Here is a 13067-nt window from a genome sequence, read left to right on the forward strand (position 1 = left end):
CGCGGGCTTCTTTTCGGTTCAGTTGGTCGGTTCTACCTGTTCCGGCGGCGTCGGTGCGGCCCGCTCGCGCGTCTCGCGGCGGTTCTTCACGGCGAGCGCGCCGAACAGCACCCCACCGACCGCGCGCATGGCGAGGTCGACGGCGACCGTGTCCGGGACGGTCCCGACGAGTCCGAGGAAGCTCCCGAGGTCGAACGCGGCGTTCAACAGGAGCATCGGGGCCATGAGCAGGAACGCCGAGAGGGCGAACAGGGCCCGTTCGGTCTGCGATACGCGGCCGTAGAGGTAGCCGATGACGGTCGCGCCGAGTCCGATGACCCCGATGAAGACGCCCGCGACCGGGATGACCACCTCGGGAACGAAGTAGCCGACCTCGGCCACGTCGGCGAACGTGATGACCGCCGCGGACTCGCCCCGTCCGCGGAGGAGCAGGATGCCCGGGGTGAGGGCGAAGGCGAACGGTACGATGGCCTTGTTGAGCGACAGCGAGAACGCCTTCGTCCCGGTCCGGAACGGATTGGACCGGGCGATGCCCGAGGCGGCGTACGCCGCGACCGCCACCGGCGGTGTGATGTCCGCTATCACCCCGAAGTAGAGGATGAACAGGTGGGCCGCGAGCAGCGGGATGTCGGAGGACTGCGCGATAGCCGGCCCGAGCAGCGAGACGAGGATGATGTACGTCACCGTCGTCGGCATGCCCATGCCGAGGATGATGGAGGCGATGGCGGTGAAAAGCAACAGGAGGACGATAGAGCCGCCGGCGACCGCCTTGATGAGCGCGGTCAGGTTCGGGCCGAGGCCGGTCGCGCTGACGACGCCGGGGATGATGCCCGCGGCGGCGACGGCGACGACGACCTCGGTCGAGGTGCGCGCGCCGGAGTCCATCGACTTCCCGATGAACGTCACGTAGCGGAAGACGTTCAGGTCGGACAGCGACGGCCGCGAGACGGCGTTGGCGACGTTGTCGGCCGCCTCGTCGACCGCGTCGTCGAACTCCAACAGCGGCGAGTCGAGCGCCGGTCGGACGAGCATCACGACGAGGCTGACGAAGATGGCGATGACGCCGAGGTCGCCCGCGGCGGCGAAGAGCGCGGCGGTCGCGCCGAGCGGCTCGCCGCTTCCGCCCGTGACCGCGTCGATGACGCCGACGCCGGTGGTGACGTACGACCCGAGTTGCGCGACGAACGCCGCCGCGATAGCGCCCAAGAGGGGCACGCGGGTCCGCTCGCTGTACGCCGCGACGACGGACAGGAGCGCCATGATGGCGATGAGCGTGAACCACGCCGAGCGCGCGACCGTCAGGCGCTCGACCAGCAGGTAGTACATGAGCAACACGAGCGGGATGAGGTAGAACCACCCGCGGACGAGGTGCTTTCCGAGGTCGACGACCTCGGAGCGGTCGAGGCCACCGATGCCGGCCCGCGTCGCTTCGAGGTGGACCATCACCCACACGCCGAAGAAGAACACCACGGCGGGGATGGCCGCCGCGATGATGATGTCGGAGAAGGGGACGCCGATGAACTCGATCATGAGGAAGGCCGCCGCGCCCATCACCGGCGGGAGAATCTGCCCGCCGGAGGACGCGGAGGCCTCGACGGCCCCGGCGAACTCGGAGCGGTAGCCGGAGCGCTTCATCAGCGGGATGGTGAACGCGCCGGTCGTCACCGTGTTGGCGATGGAAGAGCCCGAAATGGTCCCCATGAAGCCGGACGCGAGGATGGACGCCTTCGCCGGGCCGCCCTTGCGGGTCCCGGTCGCGGCGTACGCGAGGTCGATGAACCACTGGCCGGCCCCCGACATCTCCAGGAACGCCCCGAACAGGATGAAGATGTAGATGAACTGCACGGAGACGGTGACCGGGATGCCGAAGACGCCGTTTTCGGTGTTGTACCAGAGGTTCTGGATGATGTTCGCCCACGACCCCTCGGGGATGGAGAGGACGCCGACCAGCGGCATCGACGGCGAGATGAGGTAGCCGAACCTCGCGTAGACGATGAACGAGGCGACGATGACCATCAGGTAGAACCCGAGCGAGCGGCGGGTCGCCTCCAGGACGAGGAGGACGCCGACCGCGCCGAGGAAGAACGGGTAGGACACGTCCGCGAAGGGGAGGACGCCGATGGCCGCGACGACCGCGTCGGCGAGGAAGCCGAGCGGGCCGAGCGTCTCGGACAGCGAGACGAACGGCGCGCCGAGGTACTCGGCGACCGTCCGGCCGGCTTCGAGGCCGAACACGCGGAGCCGCTGAATCTCGGACCACTCGAACACCATGTAGGCCGCCGTGGCGACGGCGAACACGATAAACAGCAGGTCGAGCGGCGTCACGCGCTCGCGCTCCGGGTCGATCGCGAGCCATCGGACGAACCGGCGGATTCCCGCGGCACCGCGGGTGACCGGGTGGTCCTCACCGAGGTTCGACGCGAGGGTCGGAACGACGCGACTGAGTGCCGCGGCGAACCGACCGTGGCCGGTCGTCGCCGGGAAGAGGACGAACGCCAGCACGAGCGCGAAGGCGACGTGAATCGAGTTCACCTGCAGGAGTTGGAGCGAACCGAGCGACACCTCGCCGACGAGCGGTATCGTCGCGGCGAACTCGAAGCCGCGGGCGGCCAGCCACGACTGGAAGACGGAAAAGGAGATGGCGACGAGCGACGTGAGAATCGCCGCCCACCCCGAGAGCGTCCGCTTCCGGTCGATGCCCTCCAGCATCTCCTGTGCCTCTTCTTCGGATAGTTCTTCGTCGGTACTCGCTGCCTCGCGGTCGTCGTCAGCGGGCGACTCGCCGCCGTCGGTTCGAATCGGCGGGTCGGCCGCCAGCGCGTCGGTCTCCGGGACGGACCGGGAGGCGTCTTCGTCGTCGGGGTCGTCGGGTCGACCCTCGTCGTGTGTTCGGTTCATCGTTGGTCAGTGGAGGGCGGCGTCGAGGACGGAGCGGTGCGTGACGTACAGGCGGACCGAGCGCGCGTCGGAGAGCGCCACGAGGTCGTAGGTCCGGTCACCGACGTGTAGCTTGTGGCCGGCGATGCGGCCGGGCTTGACGTACAGGTCCTCGTAGCTCCCCTCGGGGTCGAAGACGAACGAGCCGTTTTCGGTCGTCACGTTCGCCCGAGCGGGCAGCCCCGCGCCGTAGGACTTGAACTCCATCTTGGTCATGACGAGTTCGCCGTCCTGAACCGCGTAGGCGTCGAGGACGCGCGTCTTCTCGACGCTGTGGGTGTATTCGAGCGCGACGGTCGTGTTCTCTTCGACCGGCATCGTCTGTAGTCGCTCGCCGGTCTCGGCGTCTTCGACGACGAGCACCTGTCCGGCCGGAACGGCGGCGCTCCCGCCGACGGCGACCGCCAGCACCGCGACTACGACGAGGAGACGTGTGGGAGTCGAATCAAGCATCGAAAGATGGGTAGGAAACCGCTGTTCGAAAGCGAAGCGAAGCGCCCGGGCTCAGCCGAAGTAGGCCTGCGCGCCGGGGTGGAGCTCGATGGACATGCCGTCCTGCGCGCTCTCCTTGGAGATGAAGTCCGTCTTGATGGTGAGTTCGTCGACGTTCTCGAAGATGGCGCTGGTGACCGATTCGACGGTCGATTCGGGCTGTTCGGCGTTGGTCGCGATCATCGCCTGCACCGAGACGGTCGGGGCGGGGTTCTCCAGTCCGTAGGTGCCCGACGGAACCTCGTCGTCGGCGTAGAACGGCGCGGCGTCCTTGACGGCCGTGCGGTTCTCGCCCTCGATGGGGACGATGCGCACGTCCTCGGTCGCGGCGAGTTCCTCGATAGCGCCGACCGGCCAGCCGCCGACGACGAACGCGGCGTCGATGTCGCCGTTCTTCAGCTGGTCGGAGGCCTGCGAGAAGCCGGTGTTCTGCTCGCTGTAGTCCGAGATGCCGAGGGCTTCGAGAATCTGGGTCGCGTTGACCTGCGTCCCGGAGCCGAGGTCGCCGGTGTTGATGGTCGCACCGGAGAGGTCGGACGGCGTCTCGATGCCCGTGTCGGCGAGCGTGACGACGTGAATCGTCTCGGGGTAGAGCGTGGCGACGCCGCGGAGGTTCTCGACGGGGCTACCCTGGAACGCCTCGATGCCCTCGCCGTTGCGGGCGAAGTAGGCGACGTCGTTCTGAATCAGCGCGAAGTCCGCGTCGCCGCGGGCGAGGCTGCCGACGTTCTCGACGGACGCGCCGGTGGACTGCACCTGAATCGTGAAGTCGGTCTGTCCCTCGATGACGGACTTGAACTCGTTCGAGAGGGGGTAGTACGTGCCGCCCGTCCCGCCGGCGTGCCACGAGAGTCGGCTCTCGGTGCCGCCGTTACCGCCGGATTCGGTCGTCGTCTCCTCGGCGGTGGTGGTATCTTCGCCACCGGATTCGGTCGTCGTCGTCGTCTCTTCGCCGCCGCCACCGGAACAGCCGGCGAGGCCGGCCAGACCGACGGCACCTGTCGCAGCGATAAACTGTCGGCGGTCAAGCTTCCGAGTCATACATCACTATTCGTCACGATACGTATTTATGGCTGTTCATGTCAACGGCCAACATATCTCTATTTACACACTAATTGTAGTAAATTCTTATCAATGTTAGAATATTAATTCGCCAACGATACACATACCTGAACTCGCCCTTCTGGGGAGAAATACAATCCTCCGCGGTTCTGATTTCACTTCGACCCGCGTGCCCACCGCTGTCGGTTTCTCGTTTCTCTGTTCCGTCCGACTCCGGAGTTCGCGGCGGACTTCGACCCGAAACGAAGGGGTTCGGCGAGTTGGGTGCCGACCCCGACGCACCCCGTGCAAACGTCTCTCACAGTAGTCTACGGGGGTACGGTTCGGGACGTTCGACTCGAACTACAGTCGGCCGCCGGCGGGCGACTTTCGACCCGAAAAGAGGGGGTTCGGACGGCGTTCAGGGGAGTGCGCTCGCGCCCGCGGTCGTCAGTCGACGATTATCTCGGAGTCCGTCGAGTCGTCCGACGACTGCTTGGGCGACATCTGTTCTTCGTACCGGGTTATCCAGTCGGCGAAACAGGTCGGACAGAGTCGCTGGTCGTCCACGGTCGAGCCGTCGACCTGCAACTGGACCGCGCGGGCGAGGGCGTCTTCGACCGCCCGCCCGCAGCCGTCGCACGGGTCGCTCATCGTCGGGTTCCTCCGGTGGCGCGAGGTTCGTCCATGCGTCGGAGGTGCGCGGGCGGTAACTTAGTCGTTACCCGAATTCGGGTCGGCGGCCGGGACGTCCCGCCCGCGAGCCGCGGTGCGAGGAGACCGAGCTACGTCGTGCGGAACGCCCGGTCGCCGGCGTCGCCCAGCCCGGGGACGATGTAGCCGTCGTCGTCGAGGTAGTCGTCGATGGAGACCGTCAGCAGGTCGACCTCGGGGAACTCGCTGTCGACGCGGAGCAGACCGTCGGGCGCGGAGACGGCAGAGAGGACGAACAGCTTCTCGGGGTCGACGCCCGCGTTCTCGAGGATGTGGTCGAGGACCGAGCACATCGTCGAACCGGTCGCGAGCATCGGGTCGGCCACGATGACCGTGTCTTTCTCCGTGATTTCGGGGAGCTTCACGTAGTCGATGGTGATGGGGAAGCCGCCGTCGTCGTCCATCCCCGCCTCCTCGTCGCGGCCGGCGGAGATGACTCCCTGCTTCGCCCGCGGGAACGCCTTGAGCAGTCCCTCCACGAACGGCGTCGCGGCGCGGAGCACGTTGATGATGACGACGTTGTCGAGCCCTTTCACGTGCTCGCCGGTCGTCTCGGCCAGCGGGGTCTGGATGGTGACGTACTCGGTCTCCATCGCGCCGTCGATTATCTCGTAGCCACAGATGCGGCCGAGTTTGACGAGGCCTTTCCGGAAGGCGACCTGCGTCGTCTCCACGTCCCGGAGGCGCGAGAGCGTGTCCTTCGCCAGCGCGTGCGTGATGAGATACGCGTCGTCTCGGTCTTCGATGGGCATCTTACTGAGAAGGCGGTTTCCCGAAGGACATAAATGCGGCTATCGGCCGCCAGCGGTGCCCTGCGGGTAGTTCACGCGTAGAATGGTTCGGCGGCGCATCCCGCGGTTTCAGTTCGTCACGAGGTACGTGACGGCCGTGAGCACGAGCGCCGCGGACGCGACGTTGACGACCGAGAAGGCCGCGAGGTCGAGGTACGACAGGCCGTAGACGACGACCGCCGCGAACGCCGTCGAGAGGACGAGGTTCATGACGAACAGCACCCGCGGGTCGCCCTCGCCCCACTCTATCTCGTCGGCTCCGCGCCCCTCGTCGTCGCTCCCGGCCCCTTCGGCTTCGCCGCTCATCGCCCGCCCTCCGAGGCCGCGCCCGTGGTCGGCACCGACTCGCGCTCCCGGGTCGGCTCCGCGAGCGCGACTTCCTCGCCGGGGTCGGTCGGGAAGTCGCCGGCGTCCGCGGACGCGCCGGGGTCGAGCAGGTGGGCGTCGAGCGCGGCCGCGAGCGCGTCTTCGTCCATCCCGCGGCCGATGAACACCAGTTCGGTCCGCCTGTCGCCGTGGTCGTCGTGCCAGTCGAGTTCGGGGTGATTGCGGCGGTAGGTGTCCTGTTCGAACTCGGGGCGCGAGGCGACCCACGGGCCGGCGGCGGCGACGTACGCCGACGGGCCGGCCTGACTGTAGGTGAAGTGTACGTCCTCGGCCCCGGCGACCCACAGCGAGCCTTTCGCCCGGACGACCGAGTCGGGGAGGTCACCGAGGACAGCGGCCGCACCCTCGGGGTCGAGCGGCGCCCGGCGGCGGTAGACGAACGAGGTGACGCCGTAGGTCGCTTCCGCGTGTGTGGTGTCGTCGTGGTCGTGGTCGCCGTAGCCGCCGTGGTCGTGGTCGCTGTGGTCGCTGTGGTCGTGGTCGCCGTGGCCGCCGTGGCCGTCTCGGTCGCTCTCGTCTCCTCCCGTATCATTTTCCAACGCCGCCCGCCAGCCGACGGGCGCGTCGGGGTCGTGGAGGTCAGAGAGGAGCAGGTCCGCGTCCACGTCGCCGCGGGTCGTCTCCACCACGGTCGCGCCGGGACGGAGCGCCTCGACCGCGTCGCGGACCGCGGCGAGTTCCGCGTCGGAGACGAGGTCGCGCTTGTTGAGGACGACGAGGTCGGCGCTCTCGACCTGCTCGACGAGGAGGTCCGAGAGGGGGCGCACCGAGCCGTCTCCCTCCTCGGCCACGGTCCGGTCGGGGTCGCCGTCGCCGAAGGTGTCCGCGAAGAGTCTGGCGTCGACGACCGTCGCGAGGCCGGCCACGTCGTAGCGGGCGGCCGCCCGCGAGGCGACGAACAGCCGGGCGACCGGGCCGGGCTCCGAGACGCCCGAGGCCTCGACGACGAGGTGGTCGAACGACCGCTCGCGCGCGAGGCGGACGACCGCGGTTTCGAGGTCGTCCTGTAGCTCGCAGCAGATACAGCCGTTCGAGAGTTCGGTCACGCCGTCGCCGACCGCGAGGTCGGACTCCTCGGCGACGAGTTCGGCGTCGACGTTCACGGAACCCATGTCGTTGACGAGCACGGCGATGTCCCGGTCGCCGGCGTGTGTCAACAGGTGGTTGAGAAGCGTCGTCTTGCCCGCCCCGAGGCTCCCGCCGAGCACCGTCACCGGAATCGTCTCCCCCGCGTTCATGGGCGGGCCTACCGGGGCCGCACATATGAAAGCGCAGGTAACCCATGTGGACGTTCGTGAACGATACCCTTTTGTCCGAAAGCGGGTGAGTGTGTAAACTGATGACGCTCGCCGCGCGCATCGAATCCTTTCGCGAACTCGTCGAAGAGTGGCTCCGCGGCCTCTACCACGGGATGATTTCGCACCCCGCCTACGAGAAGATAGAAAAGCAGGCCGAGGACGACGAGGACGCGTTCATGCTCGCGTGCTTCCCCGACGCGTTCGGCATCCCCTCGCCGATCTCGTACTACACCGCCGAACTGCTCCCGTACCTCGAAGACGAGTTCGAGGCGTGGGAGCGGCGGATGTGGGACCGCGGGTCGCTCCTCGAACGCAAGGGTCACCAGTACCACTTCTAACATGCGCAAATTCGTCTTCTTCGGCGGCAAAGGCGGCGTGGGCAAGACGACGATGTCGAGCGCCTACGCGGTCAAGTGCGCCCGCGACGGCGTCCGGACGCTCCTCGTCTCGACCGACCCGGCCCACAGCACGAGCGACGTGTTCGACCAGTCGTTCACCGACGAGCCCGCGGCCGTCGCCGGCGAGCCCAACCTCGACGCGATGGAAATCGACCCCGAGACCGAGGTCCGCGAGCACCTCATGGAGACCAAGCGGGCGATGGGCGACCAGGTCAGCCCCGCGATGGTCAACGAAATCGACCGGCAGATAGAGATGGCCCACCAGACGCCCGGCGCGTACGAGTCGGCGCTGTTCGACCGCTTCATCGACGTGATGCGCTCCGCGGACGACTACGACCGGGTCGTCTTCGACACCTCGCCGACCGGCGGGACGCTCCGACTGCTCTCGCTGCCGGAGTACCTCGACGGCTGGATTCAGCGGCTCCTCCACAAGCGAAAGGAGTCGGTCAAACTGTTCGAGCGCGCGGCCATCGGCAACAACGAACCCCGGCGGATGATGGACGGCGACCCCATCATCGCCCGCCTCGAACAGCGCCGCGACGACTTCTCGTTCGCCAAGGAGACGCTTCGGGACGACGCCGCGTTCTTCCTCGTCGTGAACCCCGACGAACTCTCGCTCCGGGAGACCGAGCGCGCCATCGACCAACTCGACGACTACGGCCTCGACGTGCGCGGCCTCGCGGTCAACCGCCTCACGCCCGAACCCGACCCCGAGGAGTCCGGGCGGGGCGCGACGTTCTTGCGCGAGCGAGTCAAGACAGAGCGAGCGCGCCTCGACGACCTCCGCGAGAATTTTTCACCGCCGCTCGTCGCCGCGGTCGAGACGCGGGTCGCCGAGGTCAAAGGCGACTTCCTCGGCGAGGTCGCCGCCGAACTCGACGTCGACACCGCACCCGACGTTCAGTGAGCCGGCAAACCGACCGCGCGGTGAGAATTTTCGGCTACTCCGCCGATTGAACGTGTCGTTCGAACACGATACATTCCTATCTATCGTTAACGTTAAGGTGAGCATTTTCGTGTCACCGAGTGGGGCAGCGTACCATGGTACAAGTCATTTGGTTGGTCGTCACGGTACTCGCGTTGTTTACCGTCGGGTATCTCGGTTACTCCCGATATCTCGCGCAGTTCGTCGAACTCGACGACAGTCGTGAGACGCCAGCGCACAAGTACGAAGACGGTCAAGAATACGTTCCGGCGAAAAAGCCGGTGTTACTGGGGCATCACTATTCGAGCATCGCAGGCGGCGCGCCGATTGTCGGTCCGATTACGGCGGGCGTGGTGTGGGGCTGGGTCCCCGCGCTCGCGTGGATCGCCATCGGCAACCCGCTTCTCGGGAGCGTTCACGACTTCGTGTCGCTGTCGAGCAGTCTGCGACACGACGGGAAGTCCATCGGCTACATCATCGGCGAGTACGTCGGCGAGCGCGGCAAGAACATGCTGTTGTGGTTCGCGTTTCTCACCATCGTCCTCGTCGTCGCGGTGTTCGCCCTCGTGGTGGCCATCGTGTTCAACGCCTATCCGGAGGCCGCCACGGCGAGTCTGGTGTACATCGTCCTCGCGGTGCTGTTCGGCATCTACCTCTACCAACTGAACCTCCCGTTCCTGCTGGGGACGTTCGCCTTCGTCGTGGCGATGTTCGTCGGCGTCTACGCGGGGATTCAGTACCCGATTGCGCTGTTCGAACCCGCGGCCCGCGCGCCCGCCGAGACGTTCGTCCTGTTCTCCGGTTCCGGCGCGTGGCTCCCCGGTGCGAGTTCGTTCAACGGGAACACCGCGGCGTGGGTGCCGCTCATCCTCGTCTACGGGGCGGTCGCCAGCGCCCTCCCGGTCTGGGTGCTCCTGCAACCGCGCGACTACCTCTCGTCGTTCCTGCTGTACGCGGGCGTCGGCGGCGCGCTCGTCGCCATCGTCGTGGGCACGTTCTTCACGAACCCGACTCAGCCGCTCGTGACGAACCTCGAACCGTACTACGGGTTCATCGGCCGCTCCGGCGCGCCGCTGTTCCCGCTCCTGTTCATCACTATCGCCTGCGGGACCATCAGCGGGTTCCACTCGCTCGTCTCGTCGGGCACGACCTCGAAGCAGCTGAACAAGGAGTCCGACGCGCGCGTCATCGGCTACGGCGGCATGCTCGGCGAGGGACTCCTCGCCACCGTCGCGCTGGCGACGGTCGCCATCATCGCGCCCGACGTGGGCGGCGGCATCGGCCTCGCGCTGCCGACGTTCGCCGCGGGCGGCGGCGTCATCCTGTCGAGCTTCGGCATCCCGACTTCCTTCGGCGGGCCGTTCATGGCCCTCGTGCTCGTGAGCTTCCTGCTCACGTCGACCGACACGGCCGTGCGTCTCGGTCGCTACATGATGGAGGAAATCGTCGGGACGCCCGAGACGCCGGTCGAGGAGTTCGCGACCAACCGCTACGGCAACGCGTTCGTGCAGTCGCTGCCGGCGTACATCCTCATCACGAGCGGCTCGTGGCTGACGCTCTGGCAGCTGTTCGGCGGCGCGAACCAGTTGCTCGCCGCGCTGGCGCTCCTGACCGCGACCGTCTGGCTGGCTAACTGGGACGACTCCAAGCAGCTCCTCAGCACGGGGCTACCGATGGCCCTCATGACGACGATCACGTCGCTGGGTCTGCTCTGGCTCGCGTTCCACGACAACCTCTACGCGAAGTTCCTGAACGCCGAGTGGATGGCCTCGGCGGGCACCTTCGCGATGGTGTCGGCGGCCGTCCAAATCGTCCTCGCGCTGGTGCTCGTCTACCTCGCGCTGTCGCTGGCGAAAATCGGCTACGACAACATCAAAGACGCCCGGAGTTCGGGCGGCGGTGGCGGCGGTCGTCCGCAGCCGAGCGACGACTGACGCGCCGGCCGCGCGACCGCTCCGTTTTCTCTTATCGACGAAGCTTCCCGAGGAGCCGACCTAACAGTCCGCCGGAGACGGCCGGCGAGCCGTCGCTCCAGAGCGTGAACGCGGCGACCGAGTCGGCGTTCCGGCTGGCGACGGCGTCCTCGTCGGTCGGCGCGACGACGGCGAGGTTCACCTCGTAGTGGCCGTAGTAGCCGAACTTCAGGAGCGTCCGGTCCGCGAAGTCGGAAACGAACGACCGGACCTCGTCCGACACCGCGTCGGCGACGACCACGAAGGTGAAGTCCGTCCCGTAGTGTTCCTCGTCGGGCTCTATCCACTCGTCGGCGAGCGCGTGGCCCAGTTCGACGAGCCGTTCGAGTTCGGCGACCGTCGCCGACTCGACCCGCCGCGCGAACATGTACTCCATCGCGTGGTGGTTGGCGTAGTTGATAGACTGATGGAGGAACTGCTTTTGGCTCTCCATGCGCATCGAGCCGAACAGGTCGAACCGCTCGCCGCGGACGGCGTACTCCCGCTCCAAGTCGTAGTTGTACATGAGCCGTTCGGCGACCCGGTCGAGGTACTCGTCGTCCCACTCGGGGCGGTCGAGGGCCGGACCCGGAGCCGACGCGTTAGCCTCGGTCGACTCCCCCGACGTTCCGGCTCCCTCGGCGTCCTCGGGCTCGGCGCGCTTCATTCCTCGTCGGGGTCGTAGACCACCGCGTCGCCCGACACGGCCGGCGAGCCGAGCGCGAGCAGTTCGACCGGCTCGTCGGCTTCTTCGGGGTTGTACGCCCGGTGGGGGCTCTCGGGGTCGGCGACGAACAGGCCGTCAGCGCCGACTTCGAACGTCTCGTCGGGCGTCTCGACGAACAGCGTGCCCGAGAGGACGTAGAACGCCTCTTCCTGTTCGGTGTGGTAGTGGTACGAAAGCGGCACCTGCTCGCCGGGGGCGGCCCGGAAGCGGTTGAGCGCGACGGTCTCCAAGCCGCCCTCGCCGCCGATGCGGCGGAGTTCGCACGGGCGGTCGTCGGCGGGTTCGACGGCGGTTGCGTCCACGACGCGATATCCCATGAGACGGAGCAACACGTTCGACCGTATAAGCCCGTCGCGACCCGTCCGAAAACCAAGATTTATTCGTGAAGGTTCCGAACCGCGGCGCATGGCAGACTCGTCCCGCGAGGCCTGCGGTCGGTGTTCGATGACCACCGTCGTGGACGCCACCGCGAGCGAGGACCGCGACCCGCTCGGCGACGACCGAATCGAACTCGACGAGTCGGCGCTCCGACTCGCGTCGCCGGCGGCGTGGCTCGGTCGGGTGTCGGCCCGCCTCGACGCGGCCGCCGAGCGGTTCGTCTACCGCGACCGCTAGGCGTTCCCATGGGTGTGCGAACCTGTCCCCTCGTAGAGTTTATACCGTCTGGCACGTACACCCGTCAACGACAATGGAAGAGAGCATCTCCGGGTTCAAGCGCCGCGGCACCTGGGACGAGGTCGTCGAACACGGGGAGCGAATCACCCGAGCGCTCCGCGACGCCGACGTCGACGGCGCCGCCTTCGACGACTGGGACGAGTGGCGACCGAAGTCCCACGAGCGCCTCGGCGAGGACGTCAACGAGAAGACGGCCCAGCAGGCCAGCGTCGGCGAGGGCGAGGGCGAGAAGGCGGGCAAGACGCCCAACGACGACCTCAAGACGGCGGGCGAGAAGCTCTCTCGGTCCTACGAGCGCGTCGAGGAGGGCGACAACGAGGGGGCCGTCGAGTCGTGGCAGGACTCCATCAACTACGTCGCCCGCGCGGCGGACTCCGCCGGCCGGAAGGCGCTGCGGAAGGTCGAGGACACGGTCTACCGCAACGTGATGACCCAGTTGGCACCGTACTACTTCGACAACGAACTCGTGAGCGCGAACATCCAGCAGGTCGGTCGCGGCACCGGCGACGAGCGGTTCGTCTTCGAGGTGAACGTCAACGACGACGAACTGAAGTCGATGGTGTCGGAGACGCTGCGGGACTTCGAGGACGAAATCGACCGCTGGCACATCGACACGCCGAAAGAGACCGAGGTCGCGGAGGTCGTCGAGGGCGTGGAGGTGCCGGTGACGGACGACGAACAGCGGTCCAAGTCCACGACGAACTGACGCACGTCCCGCGCTGCTTCGACT

At 67.2% G+C, this 13067-nt stretch carries 14 protein-coding genes; 5 read left to right on the top strand and 9 right to left on the bottom strand.

The window, feature by feature from the left end; genetic code table 11:
* Window positions 1–18: 18 nt before the first annotated feature.
* The 7 genes from C454_RS07470 to C454_RS07500 form a co-directional block, all read right to left on the bottom strand.
* A complete protein-coding gene (locus C454_RS07470; protein ID WP_004974138.1) occupies window positions 19–2898 on the bottom strand; it encodes a TRAP transporter permease in 2880 nt (959 codons plus the stop codon).
* A 6-nt stretch (window positions 2899–2904) separates the two neighbouring features.
* On the bottom strand, window positions 2905–3390 hold the full coding sequence (locus tag C454_RS07475) for a DUF1850 domain-containing protein (RefSeq protein WP_049905033.1): 486 nt from the start codon (window positions 3388–3390) through the stop codon (window positions 2905–2907).
* A 51-nt stretch (window positions 3391–3441) separates the two neighbouring features.
* Window positions 3442–4470 (bottom strand): TAXI family TRAP transporter solute-binding subunit, encoded by a 1029-nt coding sequence (locus C454_RS07480; protein ID WP_004974141.1) that lies wholly within the window; start codon window positions 4468–4470, stop codon window positions 3442–3444.
* A gap of 450 nt (window positions 4471–4920) precedes the next feature.
* On the bottom strand, window positions 4921–5124 hold the full coding sequence (locus C454_RS07485; RefSeq protein WP_004974143.1) for a DUF7569 family protein: 204 nt from the start codon (window positions 5122–5124) through the stop codon (window positions 4921–4923).
* Between the two features lie 131 nt (window positions 5125–5255).
* Window positions 5256–5936: a uracil phosphoribosyltransferase gene (upp, locus tag C454_RS07490; RefSeq protein ID WP_004974145.1), complete on the bottom strand. Its 681-nt coding sequence runs from the start codon at window positions 5934–5936 to the stop codon at window positions 5256–5258.
* Window positions 5937–6044: 108 nt separating this feature from the next.
* Window positions 6045–6281, bottom strand: a complete 237-nt coding sequence (locus C454_RS07495; protein ID WP_004974147.1) for a hypothetical protein — start codon at window positions 6279–6281, stop codon at window positions 6045–6047.
* On the bottom strand, window positions 6278–7600 hold the full coding sequence (locus C454_RS07500; protein ID WP_004974148.1) for a CobW family GTP-binding protein: 1323 nt from the start codon (window positions 7598–7600) through the stop codon (window positions 6278–6280). Before C454_RS07500 ends, C454_RS07495 begins: the two co-directional genes overlap by 4 nt.
* A 101-nt stretch (window positions 7601–7701) precedes the next feature.
* On the opposite strand from C454_RS07500, the gene C454_RS07505 reads away from it, so the two are divergent.
* The 3 genes from C454_RS07505 (at window position 7702) to C454_RS07515 (ending at window position 10917) form a co-directional block, all read left to right on the top strand.
* Window positions 7702–7998, top strand: coding sequence for a hypothetical protein (locus C454_RS07505; RefSeq protein ID WP_004968702.1), 297 nt, complete (start codon window positions 7702–7704; stop codon window positions 7996–7998).
* 1 nt (window position 7999) lies between these two features.
* Entirely contained in the window at window positions 8000–8965 is a 966-nt protein-coding gene (locus tag C454_RS07510; protein ID WP_004974149.1) for an ArsA family ATPase, read from the top strand.
* A 134-nt stretch (window positions 8966–9099) separates the two neighbouring features.
* A complete protein-coding gene (locus C454_RS07515; protein ID WP_004974150.1) occupies window positions 9100–10917 on the top strand; it encodes a carbon starvation CstA family protein in 1818 nt (605 codons plus the stop codon).
* A 31-nt stretch (window positions 10918–10948) separates the two neighbouring features.
* Here C454_RS07515 and C454_RS07520 read toward each other — a convergent pair whose 3' ends face one another.
* Together C454_RS07520 and C454_RS07525 are read right to left on the bottom strand one after the other, a co-directional pair.
* Complete coding sequence (locus C454_RS07520) at window positions 10949–11602, bottom strand: hypothetical protein (RefSeq protein WP_004974155.1); 654 nt, start codon at window positions 11600–11602, stop codon at window positions 10949–10951.
* Window positions 11599–11979 (bottom strand): cupin domain-containing protein, encoded by a 381-nt coding sequence (locus C454_RS07525; RefSeq protein ID WP_004974156.1) that lies wholly within the window; start codon window positions 11977–11979, stop codon window positions 11599–11601. Before C454_RS07525 ends, C454_RS07520 begins: the two co-directional genes overlap by 4 nt.
* A gap of 88 nt (window positions 11980–12067) precedes the next feature.
* Between C454_RS07525 and C454_RS07530 the strand changes: the two genes are divergently transcribed.
* Complete coding sequence (locus tag C454_RS07530; protein ID WP_004974158.1) at window positions 12068–12277, top strand: hypothetical protein; 210 nt, start codon at window positions 12068–12070, stop codon at window positions 12275–12277.
* A 73-nt stretch (window positions 12278–12350) separates the two neighbouring features.
* Window positions 12351–13043: a DUF5828 family protein gene (locus C454_RS07535; RefSeq protein ID WP_004974159.1), complete on the top strand. Its 693-nt coding sequence runs from the start codon at window positions 12351–12353 to the stop codon at window positions 13041–13043.
* Window positions 13044–13067 lie beyond the last annotated feature (24 nt).

The sequence above is a fragment of the Haloferax gibbonsii ATCC 33959 genome (assembly GCF_000336775.1).
Classification (GTDB): domain Archaea; phylum Halobacteriota; class Halobacteria; order Halobacteriales; family Haloferacaceae; genus Haloferax; species Haloferax gibbonsii.